Genomic DNA, 23688 nt, shown 5'->3' with positions numbered 1-23688 from the left:
GGGAACTCAGCCCCGGTACGGCGGTGCCCGCCGGGCGGGTGGCGGACGGGCCGCCCCGCCCGGCGGGCACCGGGGAGGGGTCCTCAGGCGGCGAGCCTGGCCAGGGCCGCGTCGATACGGGCCAGGGTGCGCTCCCTGCCGAGGATCTCCAGGGACTCGAAGAGCGGCAGGCCGACGGTGCGGCCGGTGACCGCGACGCGGACCGGGGCCTGGGCCTTGCCCAGCTTGAGGCCGTGCGCCTCGCCCGCGGCCAGGACCGCCTCCTTGAGGGACTCGGCGCTCGTCCAGTCCGCCGCGTCGAGCTTCTCGCGGGCGGTGGTCAGCAGGGCGGCCGGATCACCCTTCATCGCCTTCGCCCAGGACGCCTCGTCCTCCACCGGCGCGTCGAGGAAGAGGAAGTCGACGTTGGCGGTGATGTCGGAGAGGACCGTCAGGCGGGTCTGGGCGTGCGGGGCGATCGCCTCCCACTTCGCCCGGTCGAAGGCCTCCGGGGCCCAGTTGGCGTGCGGGGCGGTGAGCCAGGGCTCGCACGCCTCGGTGAAGGCCTTCACGTCGAGCATCCGGATGTGGTCGCCGTTGATCGACTCGGCCTTCTTCAGGTCGAAGCGGGCCGGGTTGGCGTTGACGTCGGCGACGTCGAACCGCTCGATCATCTCGGGGACCGTGAAGACGTCCTGGTCGGCGGAGAAGGACCAGCCGAGCAGCGACAGGTAGTTCAGCAGCCCCTCCGGGAGGAAGCCGCGCTCCCGGTAGAGGTTGAGCGAGGACTGCGGGTCGCGCTTGGAGAGCTTCTTGTTGCCCTCGCCCATCACGTAGGGCAGGTGGCCGAAGGCCGGGATCTCCTTGGCGAGGCCGAGTTCGATCAGGGCCCTGTAGAGGGCGATCTGCCGGGGGGTGGAGGAGAGCAGGTCCTCGCCGCGCAGGACGTGGGTGATCTCCATCAGGGCGTCGTCCACCGGGTTGACCAGGGTGTACAGCGGGGCGCCGTTGGCGCGCACGATGCCGAAGTCGGGGACGTTGTCCGGGGTGAAGGTCAGCTCGCCGCGCACCAGGTCGGTGAAGGTGATCGGCTCGTCGGGCATCCGGAAGCGGACGATGGACTCGCGGCCGTCGGCCTCGAAGGCGGCGCGCTGCTCCTCGGTGAGGTCCCGGCAGGTGCCGTCGTACCCGGAGGGGCGTCCGGCGGCGCGGGCGGCGTCGCGGCGGGCCTCCAGCTCCAGGGCGGTGCAGTAGCAGCGGTAGGCGTGGCCGGCGGCGAGCAGCTTCCCGGCGACGTCCCGGTAGAGGTCCATCCGCTCGGACTGCCGGTAGGGGGCGTGCGGGCCGCCCACCTCGGGGCCCTCGTCCCAGTCGAGACCCAGCCAGCGCAGCGAGTCGAGCAGCTGCCGGTAGGACTCCTCGGAGTCGCGGGCCGCGTCGGTGTCCTCGATGCGGAAGACCATGGTGCCGCCGGTGTGCCGGGCGTAGGCCCAGTTGAACAGCGCCGTGCGGACCAGGCCCACATGGGGGTTGCCGGTCGGGGAGGGACAGAAACGTACGCGGACGTTCGCGTTAGCCACGCTTGATCACCTTGTTGGTGAGAGTGCCGATGCCTTCGATGGTGACGGCGACCTCGTCGCCGACGTTGAGCGGGCCGACGCCCGCGGGGGTGCCCGTGAGGACGACGTCGCCCGGGAGCAGGGTCATCGCCTCGGTGATGTGGACGATCAGGTCCTCGATCGAGCGGACCATGTCGCCGGTGCGGCCCAGCTGGCGCTGCTCGCCGTTGACGGTGCACTGGACGCCGAGGTCCGAGGGGTCGAGGTCGGTGACCACCCAGGGGCCGAGCGGGCAGGAGCTGTCGAAGCCCTTGGCTCGGGCCCACTGCGCCTCCCGGCGCTGGACGTCGCGGGCGGTGACGTCGTTGGCGCAGGTGTAGCCGAAGACGACGTCCTTGACGCGCTCGCGGGGGACCTCGCGGCACATGCGGCCGATCACGACGGCGAGCTCGGCCTCGTGGTGCAGCTCCTGCGAGAAGGAGGGGTACTCGATCGGGTCCCCGTGGCCGATCACCGAGGTGGTGGGCTTGAAGAAGGCGACGGGCACCTCCGGGACCTCGTTGCCGAGCTCCGCGGCGTGCTCGGCGTAGTTGCGGCCGATCGCCACCACCTTGTTGGGCAGCACGGGCGGCAGCAGGCGGACGCTCTTCAGCGGGACCTTGGTGCCGGAGAGCTCGAAGTCGGCGTACGGGATGCCCTTGATGATGTCGAGGACCGGGCCGTCGGGCCCGTCCTCGACCGCGCCGAAGGCGACATTGCCGTCGATGGAGAACCTGGCGATGCGCACGGGATGCTGTCGCCCCTCACTTCTTCCTGCGTGACGAGCCGGCCGGGCGCGCTCGGCGCGGGCCGGTTGCTGACGCTCCAGGCTAGCGCGCCGCGGGGGCCCGCCCGGTCGGCCGGGGAGCGGCGGCCGGGAGCCGTCCGGGGCGGCGGGGCGGAGCCGGCGGCGGCGCCCGGACGCGGCGGGGAGCCGGGGGCCGCGGAACGGCGGGCGGCCCGGGCGGGAGGGCGCGGCTCCCGGAACGCGGCGATGCCCGGGCCGCCGGGGCCCGGGCATCGCGGTGTGCCGGTGCGGGCCGGTTCGGGCCCGGGGAGGCTCAGGAGGAGGCGGGCGCCTCCATGAGGACGGTGCGGCGCGGGTTCGCCGTCTGCTCCGGGAGGTCGAGGGAGTGCTCCGTCTGCTCCGCGGCCACCAGTTCCCCGGCGTCCTTCAGGTGCGCGAGGGTCGTCCGGCGGGGGTTGGCGGTGGTGCGGACCGTCATCGTCGTCTTCATCGGTGGGTTCAGACCTCGTCGGCTCAGGGGCTGGGGGGTGCGGTTGACATCCGGGCCAACCTTGCAAAGCGCCAGGCTAAACACCCGATTCCCATGGAATGCCAGAGGAACTCACCGATCATCGTGTGAGTTTGCTCACGAGATGAGTAATAATTCGGGCAAGTCACCCGTGACCCACCAGACAGCGGAACGGACATTCCGCCACTGAACCCTTCATTCCGCTCCTGATCATGGCGACTGGGACACCCCCTACCCGTAAGGGACTCGCACCGGAACGTCCGCTTTGCCCGGGGGGCTTTTCCACGCCTCGTGACACGACACTCACAAAGTGTCACTCAGGTCACAGCCCGGTACACGGCCCTTGTTGGAGATCCTGCACTGTGCTGGAATTCCCGCACCGCCGCGGTTTGGAGATCGGCGCGCATGGGCGCAACGCAGCGCCGAGCGGCGGCGGGAAAGGGGGAGAAGCGCCGGTCAATCACGACCACCAGGGGCTCGAACGAAGCCCCGAGACGCCGACACCGTCCCGCCGTCAAGCGGAGGGACGCCTGGTCCAGAGGTTGCGACGCTAGTGCAGGGACGTTTCAAGAGGGATGGCAGCGGGCGTCCCCAGGCCCGTGAGGCCCATGGGGAAGTCGCGGCGGAGCAGGAGCCGCGTGGCGGGACCGACCGCGGCCCCTCGCCCCAGCGCACCCAGAACCAGGGACCGGCCGGAGCAGGCGAGGGCGCGGAGCGCCCCGGCTCCGCCGCCGGCAAGCGCGACGGCGCCGGTGACGCCTCCGCGGCCACCCCGTCCACCGGGAGCCCGGCCGACACCGGGTCGCGAATAGCGCTGCGCAACTGGCGCATCAGCACCCGGCTCGTCTCGCTGCTGACGCTCCCCGTCGTCGCGGCGACCACGCTGGGAGGACTCCGTATCCAGGAGTCCATGGACGACATGCGGCAGCTCGACCACATGCAGCTGCTCACCGAGATGACCCGGGCGGCCACCGACCTCGCCCAGGCCCTGCAGTCCGAGCGCGACCTCTCCGCCGGTCCGCTCTCCAACGGCTCCTCCGCGGCCGACTTCAAGGTCTCCGGTCCGCGTACCGAGACCGACCGCGCCCGCGACGCCTTCCTCGACACCACGCTCGACATCCCCAACACGGACGATGACGAGACGCTGGAGAGCATCCGCGCCAACGCCAACCAGATCGCCGTCCAGGTCAAGGGCCTGACGAAGATCCGTGCCACGGCCTACGAGTCGGACGCCCCCACCTCGCAGACGGTGGAGGCCTACAGCCGTCTCATCGAGTCGCTGCTCAGCCTGTCGCAGGACATGGCCCAGGCGACCAGCAACCCCGAGATGATCAAGCGCACCCGTGCACTGGCGGCCTTCTCCTCCGCCAAGGAGTACGCCTCCATGCAGCGCGCGATCATCGCCGCCGCCCTGCCCGGCGGCGCCGAGACCAAGGCCCCCGGCCTGGACGAGACCGACCGGCTCTACGGCAAGGCCGCCGTGGAGAACGGCGAGTCCGAGCTCAAGGCCTTCAAGTCCCTCTACGAGTCCACCGGCGGCGACGCCGAGGAGCTGACCGCCTCCCTCGACGGCGGCAGCAACCCCACCATCGCGGCCGCCGAGCTCTACGCCAAGCGCGTCCTGGACAACAAGGACGGCTTCGCCAAGCGCCCGCTGCGCTCGCACCTGGACTGGACCGACGACTACTCGGTCCGGATCAACGCGATGAAGCAGATCGAGGCCACGCTGCTCGGGCAGATGGAGACCAAGGCCCGTGAGCTGCGCGAGGAGTCGCAGCGCGACGCGATCATCAACGGTGCCCTGATCCTCGTCGTCCTCGGTGTGTCGCTCGTCGGCGCGTTCGTGGTGGCGCGCTCCATGATCCGCTCGCTGCGCCGGCTGCAGGACACCGCGACCAGGGTCGCCCAGGACCGCCTGCCCGAGCTGGTCAAGCAGCTCTCCGAGTCGGACCCGCAGGACGTCGACACCTCCGTCGAGTCCGTCGGCGTGCACTCCCGGGACGAGATCGGCCAGGTGGCCGCGGCCTTCGACGACGTGCACCGCGAGGCGGTCCGCCTCGCCGCCGAGCAGGCCCTCCTGCGGGGCAACGTCAACGCGATGTTCACCAACCTCTCGCGCCGCTCCCAGGGCCTGATCCAGCGCCAGCTCTCGCTCATCTCCGAACTGGAGTCCCGCGAGGCCGACCCGGACCAGCTGTCCTCGCTGTTCAAGCTGGACCACCTCGCGACCCGTATGCGCCGGAACGGCGAGAACCTCCTCGTCCTCGCGGGCGAGGAGCCCGGCCGCCGCTGGACCCGCCCGGTCCCGCTGGTCGACGTCCTGCGCGCCGCCGCCTCCGAGGTGGAGCAGTACGAGCGCATCGAACTGGCGGCCGTGCCCGCGACCGACGTCGCCGGCCGGGTCGTCAACGACCTCGTGCACCTCCTCGCCGAGCTGCTGGAGAACGCCACCTCGTTCTCCTCGCCGCAGACCAAGGTCCGGGTCACCGGCCACGCACTGCCCGACGGCCGGGTCCTGGTCGAGATCCACGACACCGGCATCGGCCTCTCGCCCGAGGACCTCGCGGCGATCAACGAGCGGCTCGCCTCGCCGCCCACCGTGGACGTCTCGGTCTCCCGCCGCATGGGTCTGTTCGTGGTCGGCCGCCTGTCCCTGCGGCACGGCATCCGCATCCAGCTGCGCCCCTCCGACTCCGGCGGCACCACCGCGCTGGTCATGCTCCCGGTCGATGTCGCCCAGGGCGGCAAGAAGGCCCCCGGCAAGCCCGGCCCCCAGGGCGGCTCCGGCGGTCCGGGGTCCGGTGGCGGCGCGAGCGCGGCCATCGCCGGCCGTGCGGCCGCACAGGGTGCCCGCTCCGGTCAGGGCGGACCCGGCGGCGGTGGCGCAGGGCGCCTCGGCGCCGGTGCGCCCCGCGGCCAGGTGGGCGCCCCCTCGGCGCCGCGCCCCGCGCTGCCCGGCCAGGGCGGCGGCCCCCAGCAGGGCCGGCCCCAGGGCGGGCGCCCGCAGCAGGGCCCCGGAGGCGGGGACCCCTTCGGCGGCGGACGCGGGCCGGGCGCACCGGCCCCGGCCGGTGCCGACGCCCAGGCGGGCTTCCGGCAGGGTCCGCCCGCGGGCGAGGACGGCCGACAGCTCCCGCCCACCGGCGGTCCCCGGGCCGAACTGCCCGGTGCGGGCGCCCCGCTCGACGAGCGCGCTCCGCAGCGCCCCCAGAGCACCAGCTGGGGCAGCGGCCAGGGCGGCGCCCCGCAGCAGCGCCCGGGCTCCGAGACGCCGCGCGGCCACGAGGACCACGACGCCTCCCGGGGCGTCGGCGCCACCGCGGAGCTCCCGCGCGCGGAGTACGGCGCTCCGGCGGGCGGTCCCCAGGACCCGTTCGCCCGGCCCGACGTGTACGGCGGCTCCTCGTCCACCGGCCAGTTCGCCCGGCCCGGCACAGCGCAGGACTCCTCGTCCACCGGGCAGTACGGCCACCCGGGCCAGGACTCCTCGACCACCGGCCAGTACGGCCACCCGGCCCAGGACTCCTCGACCACCGGCCAGTACGGCCGCCCGGGCCAGGACTCCTCGACCACCGGCCAGTTCGCCCGGCCCCCGGCCCCGCAGGACGCGGCCTCCACGGCCCAGTTCGCCCGGCCCGAGTTCGGCGGCCCCCAGGTGCCCGCCCAGGGCTCCGGCGGCTACGGCAGGCCGGACGCGCACGTGCCGCAGCAGCCGGCCCCCCACCGGGCCGACGAGGGCTTCGCCCCGCAGCGCCCCGCCGCACCGCTGCCCGGTCCCCAGCAGCCGGAGGCCCTGCCTCCCGCCGCCGACCCGGGTGACGGCCGCACCCCGCTGTACGACACCCTGGAGACCAACTGGTTCCACGGTGGCCAGGGCGGGGGCGACCGGTCCGGCGACCGCCTCCCCGAGCGCTCCGCTCCGTCCGCGTCCCCGCACGCGCCGGAGCCCGCCCCGGAGAGGTCCGCCGAGGGGACGAACGGCGCCGGCTGGCGTACCTCTCCCAACGACGAACTGGTCCGCCAGGCCGAGCGGGTGCGCAAGCCCGCGGCCGGCGGAGTGACCACCTCGGGGCTGCCCCGGCGGGTCCCGCGTGCCAATCTGGTGGCGGGCACCGCGCAGGAGCAGAACCACCAGACCGGTCCGCAGGTCTCCCGAGCCCCCGACGACGTGCGCGGTCGACTGACCAACCTGCGTCGGGGTATCCAGCAGGGCAGACAGCAGAACAACCCGACCGGTAGCTTCAACGCCGGCCCCACTCACCAGCAGGAGCGTTAGTTGAGCCAGATGAGCCAGGCGGCGCAGAATCTGAACTGGTTGATCACCAACTTCGTGGACAACACCCCAGGGGTGTCGCACACGGTGGTGGTCTCCGCCGACGGACTCCTGCTGGCGATGTCCGAGGGCTTCCCCCGCGACCGCGCCGACCAGCTGGCCGCCGTGGCGTCCGGGCTGACCTCGCTCACGGCGGGAGCCTCCCGGATCTTCGAGGGCGGCCCCGTCAGCCAGACGGTCGTGGAGATGGAGCGGGGCTTCCTGTTCCTGATGTCGGTGTCCGACGGATCGTCGCTCGCGGTGCTCGCGCACCCCGAGTGCGACATCGGCCTGGTGGGCTACGAGATGGCCCTCCTGGTCGACCGCGCGGGCAGCGTCCTCACCCCCGATCTGCGGGCCGAGCTCCAGGGAAGCCTGCTGCACTGACCGGTGACCCCACTCACCGGCCGGCCGCGCCGCCACCGAAATCGACAACCGACCGGCCGCCACCAGGCCCCCCACCGGCCCCATCAGACGGCACAGCCGACCACTTGCTGTCACGCCCGGAGGATTCATGACCCCGCCACCCGCCTCTCACGATCCGTACGGCGCGTCCGTCGACGCGTACGGGGACGAGGGCGACCAGCCGCTGGTCCGTCCTTACGCGATGACCGGCGGCCGGACCCGCCCGCGCTACCAGCTCGCCATAGAAGCACTGGTGAGCACCACCGCCGACCCGTCCGTCATGGCCGGACTGCTCCCCGAGCACCAGCGGATCTGCCACCTGTGCCGGGAGGTCAAGTCGGTCGCCGAGATCTCGGCGCTGCTGACCATGCCGCTCGGCGTGGCGCGCATCCTGGTCGCCGACCTGGCGGAGGCCGGCATGGTGGCGATCCATCAGCCAGGCAACGGAGAGGCCGGCGGCACGCCGGATGTGACACTGCTCGAAAGGGTGCTCAGTGGACTTCGCAAGCTCTAGCGGCGGTGCAGCCCGGTCGACGACCTCCGCGAAGATCGTGGTGGCGGGCGGCTTCGGCGTGGGCAAGACCACGTTCGTCGGCGCCGTCTCGGAGATCAACCCGCTGCGTACCGAGGCCGTCATGACGTCTGCGTCCGCGGGCATCGACGACCTCACCCACACCGGCGACAAGACGACCACGACCGTCGCCATGGACTTCGGCCGCATCACCCTCGACCAGGACCTCATCCTCTACCTGTTCGGCACCCCCGGACAGGACCGCTTCTGGTTCATGTGGGACGACCTCGTCCGCGGCGCCATCGGCGCCGTCGTCCTCGTCGACACCCGACGCCTCGCCGACTGCTTCCCCGCCGTCGACTACTTCGAGAACTCCGGACTCCCCTTCGTCATCGCCCTCAACGGCTTCGACGGACACCAGCCCTACAACCCCGAAGAAGTCCGCGAAGCACTCCAGATCGGCCCCGACACCCCCATCATCACCACCGACGCCCGCCACCGCGCGGACGCCAAGAGCGCCCTCATCACCCTCGTCGAACACGCCCTCATGGCACGACTCAAGTAGACGGCGCCATACGGCAGTTGCCGTAGTTACCGAGGGTCGGGCTGTGTCGTTGGACACGGCCCGTCCTCGCGTTCATAACATTTCGACAGAGAATTGGCGGAGCGCGACCACCCGGCGCGTACGGCCGGTATCACTGTGCTCACATGAGCCTCGCCTTTTGACGAGACTCGCTCTTTATGTCCGATTTAACCTGCGCTCCTCACAGTCGGAATCCCGGATTCCAGGTGTTTGGAGCGGGGCCCCTCGACGTGCTGGAATTCCTCGAACTGCCGGGTAGTACGGCTGTGAACGAACCACGGCACAGGTCAGGTGCCGAGCCGAGAGGTTGTTGGTCGAGTGAGGCGAAGCAAAACGAGCTCCGCAGAGCAGCAGGAGCGGGGCAACTTCACCCCGTCGCGCACGGCGGCGTCGCCTGCGGAAGCCTCGGGTGCTTCGGGCGGCTCCGCCGCCGCGGGCGGCTCCGGCCGCATGTCCCCGCGGAACTGGCGGGTCGCCACCCGCCTGAACGCGATCCTCCTCATACCCGCGCTCATCGGCCTGGTCATGGGCGGCTTCCAGGTGAAGCAGTCCATCGACACCTGGAGCGAGGCCCAGGACGCCGAGAAGACCGCGCTGATCGTGCGCGCCGCCGCCGAGTACGGCGAGGCCCTGCTGAACGAGCGCGACCTCACCGCCCAGACCCTGCTGCTGGCCACCAGCGAGGCGGACCGCCAGGGCCCGGTGGTCACCGAGGCGTACAAGACCACCGACGCGGCGGCGGCGAAGTTCCGCGAGGCCGTGCAGGACATGCCCGGGGGGCAGGGCCTGGAGCGCCGCCTGCAGCTGTTCGACAAGGAGGAGCCGAGCCTCGCCGACCTGCGCGAGGCGGCCTACTCCCGCGCCCTCGACCCGGTGAAGACCGAGGAGGGCTACGTCAGGGTCCAGCACGTGCTCATGGAGTTCTCCAACGAGCTCGGCCTGGGCACCGGCAACGTCACCAGCTACGGCCGCACCGTGTACGCCGTCCAGCTGGCCAAGGCGGCCACCTCCCTGCAGCGCTCCATCGGCATGCACCTGCTGGTGCGCCCCGGAAGCGGTGACGTGCTGGCCCAGCAGAAGGTCGCGTTCAACTCGTACAACTACCTGGAGCAGATCGCCATCGGCGAGTACGTCTCCGGTGGTACCGAGGCGGACACCGCACGCCTGCAGCAGGTCATGGCGGGCAAGGCCGAGGACGGCGAGAAGCGGCTGAAGGCCGCCGGCCTCAACCCGCCGGTCGGACCGGACAAGTCGGTCTTCACCGGCATGGCCTCGGCCATCGGCTCCGACTTCACGCCCCAGCAGCTCGCCTCCCAGGACGTCACCCCCGAGACGTGGATGGGGGCCGCGACCGCCAAGTTCGAGGGCTACAGCGAGATCGAGAAGGACCTCGTGGACCGGGCGGTCGAGGAGGCCGCCACGATCTCCGACGACGCCCGCAACGACGCCGTCACCACCGGTGTCATCGTCGTCGTCGCCCTGCTCGCCGCGTTCGTCCTGGCCGGGTTCATGGCCGGGCAGATGAGCCGTTCGATGCGCCAGCTGCGCACCGCCGCCCTCGGCATCGCCGAGCAGCGGCTGCCGATGCTGGTCGACCAGCTCTCCCGCACCGACCCGGGCCGGGTCGACACCCGCGTCCAGCCCATCCCGATCGACTCCCGGGACGAGATCGGCGAGGTCGCCCGCGCCTTCGACCAGGTCCACCGGGAGGCCGTCCGGCTGGCCGCGGAGCAGGCGATGCTCCGGGGCAACGTCAACGCGATCTTCACCAACCTCTCGCGCCGCAACCAGTCGCTCATCGAGGGCCAGCTGACCCTGATCACCGACCTGGAGAACAACGAGGCCGACCCGGACCAGCTGGAGAACCTCTTCAAGCTGGACCACCTGGCGACCCGTATGCGCCGCAACGGCGAGAACCTCCTCGTCCTCGCGGGCGAGGAGCCCGGCCGCCGCTGGAACCAGCCGGTCCCCCTGGTCGACGTCATGCGGGCCGCCTCCTCCGAGGTCGAGTCCTACGAGCGCATCGAGCTCACGGGCGTCCCGGAGACCGACATCCACGGCCAGGCCGTGACCGACCTCGTCCACCTGCTGGCCGAGCTGCTGGAGAACGCCACCACCTTCTCCTCCCCGCAGACCAAGGTCCGGGTGACGGCCACGCGCCTGCCCGACGGCCGGGTGATGATCGAGATCCACGACAAGGGCATCGGCCTGACCGCCGAGGACTTCGCGGACATCAACCACAAGCTGGCCAACCCTCCGACGGTGGACGCCGCGGTCTCGCAGCGGATGGGCCTGTTCGTGGTCGGCCGCCTGGCCGACCGCCACGGCATCCGCGTGCAGCTGCGCCCCTCGGGCGAGCAGGCGGGCACCACCTCGCTGGTGATGCTCCCCGACGCCATCACCCACGGCGGTGGGGGCGAGGCGCTGCCCGACGACGACTTCATGGTCTCCCAGATCATCCCGCAGCAGCAGAGCTTCGACGCGGCGCCGATGCGCACGGCGGCCGAACTCGGCTTCGACGACTCCCGCTACGAGCAGCAGGGCGAGAACGCCCAGCTCGACCCGGTGGGCCGGTCGCTGATGCGCGGGGAGCGCCGGGCGGCCCTGGAGGCGCAGACCCAGGGTCCGGACCGCGCGCACTACGCGGACGGCACCGAGGAACACGCCGGGGAGCAGCAGGAGTACGGCACCGGCTACGACCGGGAGTACGGCGCCCAGGAGGCCCAGGGGTACGCCCCGGACCAGCAGGGCCGGGGATACGCCCAGGACGGCCAGGAGTACCCCGCGGCACCCGAGGGCCGGTCCTACGACGGGCAGGATGCCTCCGGGTACGCCCCCGGGTACGGGGACGGCTACGGCGAGCAGGGCTACCAGGGCTACGCGCCGGCGGACGGCTTCCCCGAGCATCGGGAGGGCCAGGACCCGGGCCGTCAGGAGCATGTGCAGTCGGCATATGCGGAGACGGGCTACGACGGTCAGCCCGCCACCGGAACCACCCCCGACGGCTCCTACGACGACCGCTCCCACCAGCAGCAGTGGCCGGCGCAGGAGACCTACCAGGCTCCGTACGAGCCGGAGTACCGCGGGGAAGCGGAATCTTCCTCGGACGCTCCCGCGAACGGCTCGGAGCGCGTAGGCTTCGAGCGTCCGGGCTCGGCCTCCAGTGCGAGCCACGAACTGACCGCCTCGGGCCTCCCGCGACGCGGTTCCGGCCAGCGGCCCGTCTCCGGGCAGCAGCCCCAGCAGCAGTGGCAGCAGCCCGCCGACCAGGCGCAGGCGGCTCCGCAGGGCAGCCAGGGCTCACAGGAGACGGCCGAAGGCCACTCCGACCCCTCCCCCGGTGAGTGGCGCTCGGCGAACGACGAGCGCTGGCAGCGGGCGGAGAGGCTCCGCGACCCGAAGGCGGGCGGGGTGACCTCCTCGGGTCTCCCCCGGCGCGTGCCCAAGGCGAACCTCGTCGAGGGCGCCGCGGAGCAGACCCCGCAGGGCGGCCCACAGGTCTCCCGCGCCCCCGAGGACGTCCGGGGCAGGTTGAGCAACCTGCGCCGGGGTGTCCAGCGGGGACGCACCGCGGGGACCGACACGAACGGACCGGCCACCTACGATCGACACGGTGGCCCGGGCAGTACCTACAACCAGGAGCGTTAGTGTGAGCCCGATGAGCCAGGCGGCGCAGAATCTGAACTGGTTGATCACCAACTTCGTGGACAACACCCCTGGTGTGTCGCACACGGTGGTGGTCTCCGCCGACGGACTCCTGCTGGCGATGTCCGAGGGCTTCCCCCGGGACCGCGCGGACCAGCTGGCGGCGGTCGCCTCCGGGCTGACCTCGCTCACGGCGGGAGCCTCCCGGATCTTCGAGGGCGGCCACGTCAACCAGACGGTCGTGGAGATGGAGCGCGGCTTCCTCTTCATCATGTCGATCTCCGACGGGTCGTCGCTGGCCGTGCTCGCCCACCCTGAGGCCGACATCGGCCTGGTGGGCTACGAGATGGCCCTGCTGGTCGACCGCGCGGGCAGCGTCCTCACGCCCGACCTCCGCGCCGAACTCCAGGGAAGTCTGCTCAACTGACAAACGGACAGTGCATTTCCCGCCACCGCACCATAGGGTGCGGTGGCGCGGCCCGGCAGGGACAGGGGCCGCCAACCGGCGGTCGGAGGAGGAACCGTGACCACACCCCCAGGCGGACACCCGTACGACGGTGCTCACCAGCCCCAGGGTGAGTACCGTCACAACCGCTTCAACTTCCCTTCGGAGCCGAGCAGACAGGGCGGCAACCAGCCCTACCGGCAGCCGCAGGCACCGGGGGTGTCGCCCTACGGCCCGTCCTACGGGTCCCCCTACGACCGCTACGGGCAGCAGGGGACCCCGGCCGCCCCGCGGGGCGGCCGGGGCAGGCCCGATCCGCGGGCCGACTCGGGGACGCCCCGGCACAACCCGCTGGTGCGCCCCTACGCGATGACCGGCGGCCGGACCAGGCCGCGCTACCAGCTCGCCATCGAGGCGCTGGTGAGCACCACCGCCGACCCCGCGCGGCTGCAAGGGCAACTGCCCGAGCACCAGCGGATCTGCCGGCTGTGCTTCGAGATCAAGTCGGTCGCCGAGATCTCGGCACTCCTCTCCATCCCCCTCGGCGTAGCCCGGATCCTCGTCGCCGACCTGGCCGAGGCCGGACTCGTCGCTATCCATCAGCCCGGCGGCGACGAGGCCGCGGGTGGCCAGCCAGACGTGACACTGCTCGAAAGGGTGCTCAGTGGACTTCGCAAGCTCTAGCGGCGGTGCAGCCCGCTCAACCACCAGCGCGAAGATCGTGGTGGCGGGCGGCTTCGGCGTGGGCAAGACCACGTTCGTCGGCGCCGTCTCGGAGATCAACCCGCTGCGTACCGAGGCCGTCATGACGTCTGCGTCCGCGGGCATCGACGACCTCACCCACACCGGCGACAAGACGACCACGACCGTCGCCATGGACTTCGGCCGCATCACCCTCGACCAGGACCTCATCCTCTACCTGTTCGGCACCCCCGGACAGGACCGCTTCTGGTTCATGTGGGACGACCTCGTCCGCGGCGCCATCGGCGCCGTCGTCCTCGTCGACACCCGACGCCTCGCCGACTGCTTCCCCGCCGTCGACTACTTCGAGAACTCCGGACTCCCCTTCGTCATCGCCCTCAACGGCTTCGACGGACACCAGCCCTACAACCCCGAAGAAGTCCGCGAAGCACTCCAGATCGGCCCCGACACCCCCATCATCACCACCGACGCCCGCCACCGCGCGGACGCCAAGAGCGCCCTCATCACCCTCGTCGAACACGCCCTCATGGCACGACTGCGGTAGGACCGGGCACCGGGCACGACGACGGCCCCGGACCGCTCGCGCGACGCCTCGGCGTCCGCGGGCGGTCCGGGGCCGTCGTGTTCCCCGCCCCTCCCGTCCCCGCGCCGTCTCCCGGGGGCGGGACCGGGCCCGGGAACGCCGGCGAGGCCCCGCACACGGGCGTGTACGGGGCCTTGAGGGGCGGGGCGGCGCCCCGGTGGTCCGGGGGGGGGCTCAGCCCTGCCAGGAGTGGGAGGGCTGGAACCCCCTCTGGCGCTCCAGCCGGCGCCAGCCGGCCGTGGTGCGGGGGCCGTCCGTCGCGGGGGCGTCCGGGCGGGAGGCGGCGCGGGCCATCAGGATCGCGGTGATCGCCGCGAGCTCCTCGGGCTCGGCGTGGCCCTTCTCGACGCGCAGCAGCGAGGAGGGGTCGGCAGGAGTGCTCATGTGGGCTCCAGTCCAGTGCGCAGGGCTACTGCGGGGGGTTGCCGTGCTTGCGGGACGGCAGGTCGGCGTGCTTGGTGCGGAGCATGGCGAGGGACCGGACGAGGATCTCGCGGGTTTCCGACGGGTCGATCACGTCGTCGACCAGACCGCGCTCCGCGGCGTAGTAGGGGTGCATCAGCTCGGCCTTGTACTCCTTGACCATGCGGGTGCGCATGGCCTCGGGGTCCTCGGCGTCGGCGATCTGACGGCGGAAGATGACGTTCGCCGCGCCCTCGGCGCCCATGACGGCGATCTCGTTGGTGGGCCAGGCGTAGGTGAGGTCGGCGCCGATGGACTGGGAGTCCATCACGATGTACGCGCCGCCGTAGGCCTTGCGCAGGATCAGGGAGATCCGCGGCACGGTGGCGTTGCAGTAGGCGTACAGCAGCTTGGCACCGTGGCGGATGATCCCGCCGTGCTCCTGGTCCACTCCGGGGAGGAAGCCGGGCACGTCCAGCAGGGTGATGATCGGGATGTTGAAGGCGTCGCACATCTGGACGAAGCGCGCGGCCTTCTCCGAGGCCTCGATGTCCAGGACGCCGGCGAGGGACTGCGGCTGGTTGGCGACGATGCCGACGACCTGCCCGTCGAGCCGTGCGAGGGCGCAGATGATGTTGCGGGCCCAGCGCTCGTGGACCTCCAGGAAGTCGCCGTCGTCGACGAGTTCCTCGATGACCTTGTGCATGTCGTACGGCCGGTTGCCGTCCGCGGGCACGAGGTCGAGGAGGACGTCCGAGCGCCGGTCGGCCGGGTCGTCGGACGCGGCGGCCGGGGGGTTCTCGCGGTTGTTCGAGGGGAGCATCGACAGCAGGTAGCGGACCTCCGCGATGCAGGTCTCCTCGTCGTCGTAGGCGAAGTGCGCCACACCGCTGGTCTCGGCGTGCACGTCGGCACCGCCCAGGCCGTTCTGGGTGATCTCCTCGCCGGTGACCGCCTTGACGACGTCCGGACCGGTGATGAACATCTGCGAGGTGTCCCGGACCATGAAGACGAAGTCCGTGAGGGCCGGGGAGTAGGCGGCACCGCCCGCGCACGGACCGAGCATCACCGAGATCTGCGGGATCACGCCCGAGGCGCGGGTGTTCCGCTGGAAGATGCCGCCGTAGCCGGCGAGCGCCGAGACGCCCTCCTGGATGCGGGCGCCCGCACCGTCGTTCAGCGACACCAGCGGCGCACCCGCCGAGATCGCCATGTCCATGATTTTGTGGATCTTGGTGGCGTGGGCCTCGCCCAGCGCACCGCCGAAGATCCGGAAGTCGTGCGCGTACACGAAGACCGTGCGGCCCTCGACCGTGCCCCAGCCGGTGATCACACCGTCGGTGTACGGCTTCTTCGCCTCCAGGCCGAAGCCCGACGCGCGATGCCGCCGCAGCTGCTCGACCTCGCGGAACGAGCCCTCGTCCAGCAGCAGCTCGATACGCTCGCGCGCCGTCAGCTTGCCCTTGGCGTGCTGCGCCTCGGTCGCCCGGTCACTCGGGCCGCGCACCGCCTGCTCGCGCAGCGCCTGCAGCTCCGCGACACGACCGCGCGCATCGGCCGGTTCGCTGGTGGTCTGGTCCAGAAGGGTCATGCCTCGACCCTACGGATCCGACCAAGAAAACCCTGCCGTCGACTCTGCACAGTCTCGCGCCCGTTCTCCTGTCGGGCTCACACAGAACCACTTCGTCCACAGCGCCAACCGCCAGCAGAGCACCGCCGCCCTTTGTGAGGGTCCGACAACACCGAGCCGAGCGGCACGAACCGCCGGGACTCGCGCGCCGCTGCGCCGCGCGGGTTAACGGGGACTGCCGGGCGGGTGACCCCGGCCCGGCGGCCGTCGCGACCCGCGGGCACGGGAGCAGAAATGTTGAAACTTAAACGGAATAGCCCTACAGTCGATGTCGTTGAAGCTTAAACAACACGCCGGGAGTCCCGGCACCCCGTCCCCCGAGGAGCACGCCATGGGTATCTTCACCCGCAGGACCGACACCGCCGTCGCCACCGTCGACCCCGCCCTCGCCGCCCTGACGGGCGAGTACACCGTCGACCCGGCCCACAGCAGCCTCGGCTTCACCGTCCGGCACGCCATGGTGACCAATGTCCGCGGCTCCTTCGGCTCCTTCGAGGGCACGCTCGTGCTCGACGGCCGCGACCCCGCCGCCTCGGCCGCCTCCCTGGACGTCGACATCGCCTCCGTCGACACCGGCATCGCGGACCGGGACGCCCACCTGCGCAGCGCCGACTTCTTCGACGCCGAGGCCTTCCCCGCGATGACCTTCCGCTCCACCGCCGCCGAGCAGCTCGGCGGCACGTCGTACCGGATCACCGGCGAGCTGACGATCAAGGACGTCACCCGACCGCTCTCCATCGACCTGGAGTTCCAGGGCTCGGCCACCGACCCCTACGGCAACGAGCGGGTGGGCTTCGAGGGCACCGCCGAGATCCTCCGCTCGGAGTGGGGCCTCACCTGGAACACGGCCCTGGAGACGGGCGGTGTGCTGGTGAGCGACAAGGTCAGGCTGGCCTTCGACGTCTCCGCCATCAGGAAGGCCGACTGACCGCGGCCGCCGCCCCGGCACCCCGCCCGGTGCGGGGGCCGCGCCCCGGCGGGCGCCCGCCCGCGCCGGCCCCCTCCCGGCCCGGCGCGGGCGCCCCGCCCGTGCGGGCGTGCGCGAGGGGGCGTGCGCGAGGGGGCGGCCGCCCCGTCCACGGCCGGTCAGAGCCCCCCGGTCTGCAGCAGGCGGTCGGGGGAGCCCTCGGTGACCGCGAGGCGGCCCTCGGCCGAGATCTCCAGCAGCAGGTGCTCCACGGCGGCCACGTCCGCCGCCGGGGCGGCCGCACGGGCCAGCAGCGCCACCCCGGCCACATGGGGAGCCGCCATCGAGGTCCCGTCGAGCGCGAGGCCGCCGCCGCCGAGGCGCGCCGAGACGATCTGCGTCCCCGGGGCGTACATCGCGAGGCAGGCGCCGTGGTTGGAGAAGCCCGTCTGGCGGTCCTGCGGGTCGGTGGCCCCCACGGTGAAGGCGCTCGGCGCGGAGGCGGGCGACACCCGGCAGGCGTCGCCGCCCTCGTTCCCGGCGGCGACGACGGGGACCACCCCGCCGGCGGCGACCCGGTCCAGGGCGTCGTTCACCATCCGGGAGGCGGGCCCGCCGAGCGAGGCGTTCATGACGGCGGGCCCGGAGGCGTCGCGCGCGATCCAGTCCAGGCCGGCCATGATCCCCGACCAGGTGCCCCGGCCCCGGCAGTCGAGCACCCGCACGCTGACCAGGTCCGCACCGCGGGCCACTCCGTAGCTCGCGCCCCCGACGGTGCCCGCGACATGGGTGCCGTGCCCCTCGCAGTCGGCCCCGTCGCGGCCGTCGCCGATCGCGTCGTAGCCCGGGCGGGCCCGCCCGCCGAACTCCTCGTGCGCGTAGTCGATCCCGGTGTCGAGGATGTAGCCCGTGGCGCCCGCGCCCGTGCCGTGCACGGCGAACTCCCCGTCCAGCGGAAGGTCCCGCTGGTCGATGCGGTCCAGCCCCCAGGAGGGGGTGCTCGCGTGCGCACCCCCGGCCGGGAGGGCGGCGACGGCGGAGACCTCCGCGTCCTGCTCGACGGCGGTGACCCCGGGCGCGCTGCGCACCGCGGCCAGTTCCCCGGGGGTCAGCCGGGCGGCGAAGCCCCTGGCCACGGCGGAGTAGGTGAACAGTGAGACCAGGTCCAGCTCCGCGAGGAGGGACTCGGCGTCGGCGGATTCGCCGAGCGAGACGATGTACTGGCCGGCGAGGGGCGCGGCGGACCGGTAGAGCGGGGCGGGGGCGCGGGCCGGACCCGGTTCGTCGAGGGCGGTGGCGGGCGGGACGGGTGCGAGGAGGGCGGCGAGGGCCGCCGCGCAGGCGCTGAGCCTGGTTCGGGTACGCATGCGCACGAGGGAAGCACGCAGCGTAGGCGATTCCTACGCTCCGTGGCGACAGTCCGACGCGTCCCCACCGTTGCCGTACAGGTGCCCTGCCGCGGAGCCTGGGCGGGAGTGCGGCGGTGCGCTTCAGAAGCCGCCCCCGTCGAAGCCGCCGAACCCGCCGCCGCCTCCCCAGTCGCCCCCGCCCCAGCCGCCCGAACCGAAGTCCGAGGAGCCGAAGTCGCCGCCGAAGTCACCGGCGCCGTCGGCCCCGGCCTCCCCCGCGCCGAACTCGCCGCCGCCGTAGTCCGCCGCGTAGGCCGGGGCGGCGAGCATATGGCCGAGCATGGTGCCCATCAGCAGTGCGGGCAGGATCCCGCCGCCGAAGTAGCCGCCCGCCCACGGGCCGTAGGCGGGCCCGGCCTCCCAGTAGGGGCGGCGGCCGGACTCGGTCTCCACGGTGCGCGCGTCCGGGTCGAGGCCGTCGGCGATGCGCGCCCGGTCCGCGGCGCAGACCGGGACCTCGCGCTCGGTGCCCGCGGTGGGCGCCCAGGCGACATCGGCCACCGAGGGGCCGTGGCGGGGGTCGAAGAAGCAGGGGGCGCGCCGCTCGGGCAGCGGGCGGCCCTCCCTGCGCGCGGCGAGCACGGCCAGCGAGAAGCGGCCGTCCTGGAGCGCCTCGGTGACGGGGCGGACGTCCGCCGGGCGCTCGGCGGCGGCCATCCGGTCCTTCGCCGTCTCGTAGGCGTCGAGCGCGTGGGCGTAGTCCGCCCGCATGGTGTCGTCCGCGCCCTTCTCGGCGGGGTGGAAGTCCAGCCGGTCCAGGGCCTCGCCGTAGGCGGTGATGTCCTCGTCGACGACCACCCGCAGCTTCTCCAGCGCGGCCCGGTCCTCGGCCTCCTTGCGACGGCGCCGGGTGGTGCGGACGGTGAGCACCGCCGTGCCGGCCGCCGCCGCCAGGACGCCGAGGGCGATGAGCGCGCCCGCCCCGGAGCCGCCGGGCCCGACGGGCTGCGCGCCGGAGTCCCAGGTGGCGGGGGCGGTGCCGCGGGCCTCGGGCAGGGCCTGGCCGACGAAGTTGTCCAGCTGGGTGGCCGCGTCGACCGGGCCGCCCACCTTCACCGCGTCCGAGAGCCGGGCGACCTCCGCGCTCGGCATGACGACGGAGTCGGCCGCCGCGTTGAAGCCCTCTCCCAGGCGCACCGCGTAGATCCCCGCGATGCCGGTGCGGGCCCGCAGCTCTTCGAGCAGCCCGTCCGGCGCGAACTCCTCGGTGGCGGGCAGGACCGCCACGAACAGGGGTTTGTCGGCGCTCTCTATCCGGTCGGCCAGCACGGCCGCCTCACCGGGTGTGAGCTCCTCGGCCATGGACGGGTGGACGTACACCGGGCCCTGTTTCAGGGCGGCGGCGGCGTCCGACAGGTCCGGGTCGGCCGCCGAGGCGGTCGGGACCAGGACCAGCAGCAGCGTCAGCGTCAGCCCCGCGAGGGCCGACACCCAGGTGAACGGCCGTGTCCTCATACATCGACGCTACCCGAAGAGCACGGCGAACCGGGCATGTCCGGCGGAACGGAGTGCGGAACGGAGCGCCGCTCGGAGCGCCGCACGGAGGCCCCGCGCAGGCGCGGCGGGGAGACGGAGCGGCGGGAGGACGGTGCGGCGGGTGCCCGCCGTCCGCCCTGCCGCCGGTGCGCCGCCACCGCCCCGCCCGGCCGGGGGTGTCACTCGGTGGGCTCGACCCCGGCCCGCAGCAGCCCGTAGGTGTAGGCGTCCTCCAGGGCCTGCCAGGAGGCCGCGATGATGTTGTCCGCGACGCCGACCGTCGACCAGTCGCCGGCGCCGTCCCCGGTGGAGATGAGCACCCGGGTCGTCGAGCCGGTGCCGTGGCGGCCCTCCAGGATGCGGACCTTGTAGTCGATCAGCTCCAGCTTGGCCAGCTGCGGGTAGATCTTCTCCAGGCCGACGCGCAGCGCCTGGTCCAGGGCGTTGACGGGGCCGTTGCCCTCGGCGGTCGCCAGGATGCGCTCGCCCTTGGCCCACAGCTTGACGGTGGCCTCGTTGGCGTGGGTGCCGTCGGGGCGGTCCTCGACGATCACCCGCCAGGACTCGGTGCGGAAGTAGCGCCGGGCGCGGCCCTCCGCCTCCTCGCGCAGCAGGAGTTCGAAGGAGGCGTCGGCGGCCTCGTAGGTGTAGCCCGCGAGTTCGCGCTCCTTGACGCGCTCGACCACCCGGCCCACCAGGTCCCGGTCGCCGCCGAGGTCGATGCCGAGCTCCTTGCCCTTGAGCTCGATGGAGGCGCGGCCCGCCATGTCGGAGACCAGCATCCGCATGGTGTTGCCGACCTGCTCGGGGTCGATGTGCTGGTACAGGTCCGGATCGACCTTGATGGCGGAGGCGTGCAGTCCGGCCTTGTGGGCGAAGGCCGAGACGCCCACGTAGGGCTGGTGGGTGGAGGGGGTGAGGTTGACGACCTCGGCGATGGCGTGGGAGATCCGCGTCATCTCCGCGAGCGCGCCCTCGGGCAGCACCTTCCGGCCGTACTTCAGCTCCAGGGCGGCGACCACCGGGAACAGGTTGGCGTTGCCGACGCGCTCGCCGTAGCCGTTGGCGGTGCACTGGACGTGGGTGGCGCCGGCGTCCACGGCCGCCAGCGTGTTGGCCACCGCGCACCCCGTGTCGTCCTGCGCGTGGACGCCGATCCGGGCCCCGGTGTCGGCGATCACGGTGGCGACGACGGCCTGGACCTGCGCCGGCAGCATCCCGCCGTTGGTGTCGCACAGGACGACCACGTCGGCGCCCGCCCCGTACGCGGTGCGGACGACCTCCTTGGCGTAGGCCGGGTTGGCCTGGTAGCCGTCGAAGAAGTGCTCGCAGTCGACGAACACCCGCCGGCCCTGCTCGCGCAGATGGGCCACGGTGTCGCGGACCATCTCCAGGTTCTCGTCCAGCGTGGTGCGCAGCGCCAGTTCGACATGGCGGTCATGGGCCTTGGCGACCAGGGTGACCACCGGGGCCCCTGAGTCGAGCAACGCCTTGACCTGCGGATCCTCGGCGGCCCTGCCCCCGGCGCGCCGGGTGGCGCCGAAGGCGACGAGTCGGGCGTGGCGGAAGTCGATCTCGCGCCGCGCGCGGGCGAAGAACTCGGTGTCGCGCGGGTTGGCCCCCGGCCATCCGCCCTCGATGAAGCCCACGCCGAAGTCGTCCAGATGGCGGGCGATGGTCAGCTTGTCGGCGACCGTCAGGTTGATGCCCTCGCGCTGCGCCCCGTCGCGCAGCGTGGTGTCGAAGACGTGGAAGGCGTCGTCGACCGGGGTGTCCTGGCCGTTGGTGGTCATGCTGTCGGGACTCCTGTCGGATGAGTGGCTCCGGAATGTCTGGATCCACTTGCCCCCATCATCGCGCGCCGTTCGCCTCGGCCGGGGATGGGGCCGTAAAACGAAAAGACCCCTCGCGGGTGCGAGAGGTCTGCGCGCGGGTCTGGGGCACGGTGTCCGCCGTCCGCGGGATTGCGTCCACGGGTTCAGCGGTCACTGCGGACCGGCGCGCTGCTGCCGATAATCATGGCGAACGAGAGCACAGCCGCAGTGTGCCACAGCCGGACCGGGACACGGACGGCGGTCTCACCATGCGGGCACTGTGCGGGCGCCGTGCGGGCGCCCGCCTCACTGCCCGAGCAGCCCCTCCGTGACGAACTCCTCCACGTGCGCCAGCACCTGCTCCCGGCCCGTCCCCGGTATCCCGACCGCCACATGGACGCTGAAGCCGTCCAGCAGGGCGCGGAAGCGGGCGGCCCACCGGTCGGGGTCCACCGGGCGGAACTCCCCGCGGGAGACGCCCTCCGCGAGCAGGGCGACCAGGTCCCGGTGCCAGGCGCCCTCGATCGCGGCCTGGCGGGCGCGGGCGTCGGCCTCGGCGTTCTGCGAGCGGTTCCAGACCTCCAGCCACAGGGTCCAGTGCGGGTCGCGGGGCCCGTCCGGCACGTACAGGTCCACATAGGCGGCCAGGCGTTCCCGGGCCGTGGCCGGGCGCGAGAGCAGCGCGCCCCGCTCGGCCCCGAGGCGGCCCTCGCTCCACTCCAGGGTCTGGAGCAGCAGTTCGTCCTTGGTGCGGAAGTAGTAGAGCAGATGGCCGCTGCTCATGCCGACCTCCCGCCCCAGTCCGGCCATGGTCAGGTTGTCCAGCCCGTGCTCGGCGATGGTGGCCATCGCCGCGGCGAGCAGGTCCTCGCGCGGGGGCGCGGCGTTGCGGCGCCTGGCGGAGGGGGTCACGGGGCCGCCGCCGGTGAGCGGGGCGCGGCCGGAGGTGCGTTGCGGTTCACCCGTACGTTCTACCCGATCACCGCCCCCGGCGGTGGCCGGGTGCGGGGTCAGCCGACGCGCGGCTGCTGCTGGGTGATGCAGTGGACGCCTCCCCCTCCGGCGAAGATCGGCCGGGCGTCCACCAGGGTGACCGTGCGGTCGGGGTAGACCCGCCGGAGGATGCCCGCCGCGATCTCGTCCCGGGGGTCGTCGAAGGCGCAGAGCACCACACCGCCGTTGCAGACGTAGTGGTTGATGTAGGAGTAGTCGACCCAGTTCCCGTCCTCGTCCCGGAGCACGGTCGGGGCGGGGACCTCGACGACCTCCAGGGGGCGGCCCCTGGCGTCCGTCTGGGCGCGCAGCAGGGCGGCGTTGGCCCTGCCCAGCTCGTGGTCGGGGTGGGCGGGGTCCGGCTGGGTGTGGCAGAGCACCGTCCCGGGGCCGGCGAAGGCGGCGACGATGTCGACGTGGCCCCGGGTGCCGTACACGCCGTAGTCCGCGGTGAGGCCGCGCGGCAGCCAGACGGCCTTGGTCGTGCCCAGGCGGGCGTGCACCTCGCGCTCGACCTCGGCGCGGCTCCATCCGGGGTTGCGCTCGGGCCCGAGCTGCACGGTGTCGGTGAGGAGCACGGTGCCCTCCCCGTCCACGTGGAGGGCACCGCCCTCGTTGACCAGCGGGGAGGAGTGCACGGGCACCCCCGCCAGCTCGGCCACCTGGGCGGCGATCCCGGAGTCGTGCTCCCAGCGCGCCCACCGGGCCGCCCCCCAGCCGTTGAACACCCAGTCCACGGCGGCCAGCCGGGTGCCGTCGCTGACGAAGGTGGGGCCGATGTCCCGCATCCAGGCGTCGTCCAGGTCGCGTTCGACGACCTCGATCGCGTCGCCGAGCAGCTGCCGCGCCGAGTCGGCCTGGCCCGTCCCGGCGATCACGGTGACCGGCTCGAAGCGGCGCACGGCACGGGCGACGGCCGCCCAGGCCGCGCGGGCCCCGGCCAGTTCGGCCGCGTCGGTGAAAGTCGGGTTGGGGCCCGGCCAGGCCATCCAGGTGCGCTCGTGCGGTGCCCACTCGGGCGGCATACGGAAGGTCACA

19 protein-coding genes are annotated in these 23688 nt (G+C 72.8%); 9 read left to right on the top strand and 10 right to left on the bottom strand.

Annotated elements, in window-relative coordinates; translation table 11 throughout:
- Nucleotides 1-83: 83 nt before the first annotated feature.
- The 3 genes from gltX to ACGF15_RS05750 all read right to left on the bottom strand — a co-directional run bounded on the left by gltX (nucleotide 84) and on the right by ACGF15_RS05750 (nucleotide 2815).
- Nucleotides 84-1559: a glutamate--tRNA ligase gene (gene gltX, locus ACGF15_RS05760; RefSeq protein WP_392796985.1), complete on the bottom strand. Its 1476-nt coding sequence runs from the start codon at nucleotides 1557-1559 to the stop codon at nucleotides 84-86.
- On the bottom strand, nucleotides 1552-2325 hold the full coding sequence (locus ACGF15_RS05755; protein WP_345614139.1) for a fumarylacetoacetate hydrolase family protein: 774 nt from the start codon (nucleotides 2323-2325) through the stop codon (nucleotides 1552-1554). The genes gltX and ACGF15_RS05755 overlap by 8 nt, the downstream gene beginning before the upstream one ends.
- 313 nt (nucleotides 2326-2638) lie before the next feature.
- Complete coding sequence (locus ACGF15_RS05750) at nucleotides 2639-2815, bottom strand: hypothetical protein (protein ID WP_345614140.1); 177 nt, start codon at nucleotides 2813-2815, stop codon at nucleotides 2639-2641.
- 571 nt (nucleotides 2816-3386) lie between these two features.
- Between ACGF15_RS05750 and ACGF15_RS05745 the strand changes: the two genes are divergently transcribed.
- The 8 genes from ACGF15_RS05745 (at nucleotide 3387) to ACGF15_RS05710 (ending at nucleotide 13980) form a co-directional block, all read left to right on the top strand.
- Nucleotides 3387-7109 carry a nitrate- and nitrite sensing domain-containing protein gene (locus ACGF15_RS05745; protein WP_392796984.1) on the top strand — a complete coding sequence of 1241 codons (3723 nt, stop codon included), beginning with the start codon at nucleotides 3387-3389 and terminating at the stop codon, nucleotides 7107-7109.
- A gap of 9 nt (nucleotides 7110-7118) precedes the next feature.
- Nucleotides 7119-7532: a roadblock/LC7 domain-containing protein gene (locus tag ACGF15_RS05740; protein ID WP_142214992.1), complete on the top strand. Its 414-nt coding sequence runs from the start codon at nucleotides 7119-7121 to the stop codon at nucleotides 7530-7532.
- A 127-nt stretch (nucleotides 7533-7659) separates the two neighbouring features.
- Nucleotides 7660-8064, top strand: a complete 405-nt coding sequence (locus tag ACGF15_RS05735; RefSeq protein ID WP_256522836.1) for a DUF742 domain-containing protein — start codon at nucleotides 7660-7662, stop codon at nucleotides 8062-8064.
- Entirely contained in the window at nucleotides 8045-8626 is a 582-nt protein-coding gene (locus ACGF15_RS05730; RefSeq protein WP_159686641.1) for an ATP/GTP-binding protein, read from the top strand. Before ACGF15_RS05735 ends, ACGF15_RS05730 begins: the two co-directional genes overlap by 20 nt.
- A 336-nt stretch (nucleotides 8627-8962) precedes the next feature.
- On the top strand, nucleotides 8963-12292 hold the full coding sequence (locus ACGF15_RS05725) for a nitrate- and nitrite sensing domain-containing protein (protein ID WP_392796983.1): 3330 nt from the start codon (nucleotides 8963-8965) through the stop codon (nucleotides 12290-12292).
- 10 nt (nucleotides 12293-12302) lie between these two features.
- Nucleotides 12303-12716 (top strand): roadblock/LC7 domain-containing protein, encoded by a 414-nt coding sequence (locus tag ACGF15_RS05720; protein ID WP_256523064.1) that lies wholly within the window; start codon nucleotides 12303-12305, stop codon nucleotides 12714-12716.
- Between the two features lie 96 nt (nucleotides 12717-12812).
- Nucleotides 12813-13418, top strand: coding sequence for a DUF742 domain-containing protein (locus tag ACGF15_RS05715; RefSeq protein ID WP_392796982.1), 606 nt, complete (start codon nucleotides 12813-12815; stop codon nucleotides 13416-13418).
- Nucleotides 13399-13980 (top strand): ATP/GTP-binding protein, encoded by a 582-nt coding sequence (locus ACGF15_RS05710; RefSeq protein ID WP_050791473.1) that lies wholly within the window; start codon nucleotides 13399-13401, stop codon nucleotides 13978-13980. The genes ACGF15_RS05715 and ACGF15_RS05710 overlap by 20 nt, the downstream gene beginning before the upstream one ends.
- 213 nt (nucleotides 13981-14193) lie before the next feature.
- Here the strand turns inward: ACGF15_RS05710 and ACGF15_RS05705 are convergent, their stop codons facing one another.
- Both ACGF15_RS05705 and ACGF15_RS05700 read right to left on the bottom strand, forming a co-directional pair.
- Entirely contained in the window at nucleotides 14194-14403 is a 210-nt protein-coding gene (locus tag ACGF15_RS05705) for an acyl-CoA carboxylase subunit epsilon (RefSeq protein WP_345614144.1), read from the bottom strand.
- A gap of 25 nt (nucleotides 14404-14428) precedes the next feature.
- Entirely contained in the window at nucleotides 14429-16012 is a 1584-nt protein-coding gene (locus ACGF15_RS05700; protein ID WP_345614145.1) for an acyl-CoA carboxylase subunit beta, read from the bottom strand.
- A gap of 370 nt (nucleotides 16013-16382) precedes the next feature.
- Between ACGF15_RS05700 and ACGF15_RS05695 the strand changes: the two genes are divergently transcribed.
- Entirely contained in the window at nucleotides 16383-16979 is a 597-nt protein-coding gene (locus tag ACGF15_RS05695; protein WP_345614146.1) for a YceI family protein, read from the top strand.
- A gap of 158 nt (nucleotides 16980-17137) precedes the next feature.
- Here ACGF15_RS05695 and ACGF15_RS05690 read toward each other — a convergent pair whose 3' ends face one another.
- The 5 genes from ACGF15_RS05690 to ACGF15_RS05670 form a co-directional block, all read right to left on the bottom strand.
- Nucleotides 17138-18325: a S8 family peptidase gene (locus tag ACGF15_RS05690; protein WP_362610649.1), complete on the bottom strand. Its 1188-nt coding sequence runs from the start codon at nucleotides 18323-18325 to the stop codon at nucleotides 17138-17140.
- Between the two features lie 123 nt (nucleotides 18326-18448).
- Complete coding sequence (locus tag ACGF15_RS05685) at nucleotides 18449-19822, bottom strand: hypothetical protein (protein ID WP_345614148.1); 1374 nt, start codon at nucleotides 19820-19822, stop codon at nucleotides 18449-18451.
- A 200-nt stretch (nucleotides 19823-20022) separates the two neighbouring features.
- Nucleotides 20023-21636 (bottom strand): citramalate synthase, encoded by a 1614-nt coding sequence (gene cimA, locus ACGF15_RS05680; RefSeq protein WP_345614149.1) that lies wholly within the window; start codon nucleotides 21634-21636, stop codon nucleotides 20023-20025.
- A gap of 327 nt (nucleotides 21637-21963) precedes the next feature.
- Complete coding sequence (locus tag ACGF15_RS05675) at nucleotides 21964-22569, bottom strand: TetR/AcrR family transcriptional regulator (RefSeq protein ID WP_392796981.1); 606 nt, start codon at nucleotides 22567-22569, stop codon at nucleotides 21964-21966.
- A gap of 98 nt (nucleotides 22570-22667) precedes the next feature.
- Nucleotides 22668-23687, bottom strand: coding sequence for an agmatine/peptidylarginine deiminase (locus ACGF15_RS05670; RefSeq protein ID WP_392796980.1), 1020 nt, complete (start codon nucleotides 23685-23687; stop codon nucleotides 22668-22670).
- Nucleotide 23688 lies beyond the last annotated feature (1 nt).

This window comes from Streptomyces sp. NPDC048001 (assembly GCF_043203115.1).
Taxonomy (GTDB): Bacteria; Actinomycetota; Actinomycetes; order Streptomycetales; family Streptomycetaceae; genus Streptomyces; species Streptomyces sanyensis.
Note: the sequence above shows the minus strand (reverse complement) of the source record. Positions and strands in the feature narration are given on the sequence as shown.

Coding starts and splice junctions, on each gene's coding strand:
- ACGF15_RS05695 (WP_345614146.1), top strand. CDS start 16,383: ATGGGTATCTTCACCCGCAGGACCGACACCGCCGTCGCCACCGTCGAC.
- ACGF15_RS05720 (WP_256523064.1), top strand. CDS start 12,303: ATGAGCCAGGCGGCGCAGAATCTGAACTGGTTGATCACCAACTTCGTG.
- ACGF15_RS05740 (WP_142214992.1), top strand. CDS start 7,119: ATGAGCCAGGCGGCGCAGAATCTGAACTGGTTGATCACCAACTTCGTG.
- ACGF15_RS05750 (WP_345614140.1), bottom strand. CDS start 2,815: ATGAAGACGACGATGACGGTCCGCACCACCGCCAACCCCCGCCGGACG.
- ACGF15_RS05700 (WP_345614145.1), bottom strand. CDS start 16,012: ATGACCCTTCTGGACCAGACCACCAGCGAACCGGCCGATGCGCGCGGT.
- ACGF15_RS05735 (WP_256522836.1), top strand. CDS start 7,660: ATGACCCCGCCACCCGCCTCTCACGATCCGTACGGCGCGTCCGTCGAC.
- ACGF15_RS05705 (WP_345614144.1), bottom strand. CDS start 14,403: ATGAGCACTCCTGCCGACCCCTCCTCGCTGCTGCGCGTCGAGAAGGGC.
- cimA (WP_345614149.1), bottom strand. CDS start 21,636: ATGACCACCAACGGCCAGGACACCCCGGTCGACGACGCCTTCCACGTC.
- ACGF15_RS05685 (WP_345614148.1), bottom strand. CDS start 19,822: ATGAGGACACGGCCGTTCACCTGGGTGTCGGCCCTCGCGGGGCTGACG.
- ACGF15_RS05690 (WP_362610649.1), bottom strand. CDS start 18,325: ATGCGTACCCGAACCAGGCTCAGCGCCTGCGCGGCGGCCCTCGCCGCC.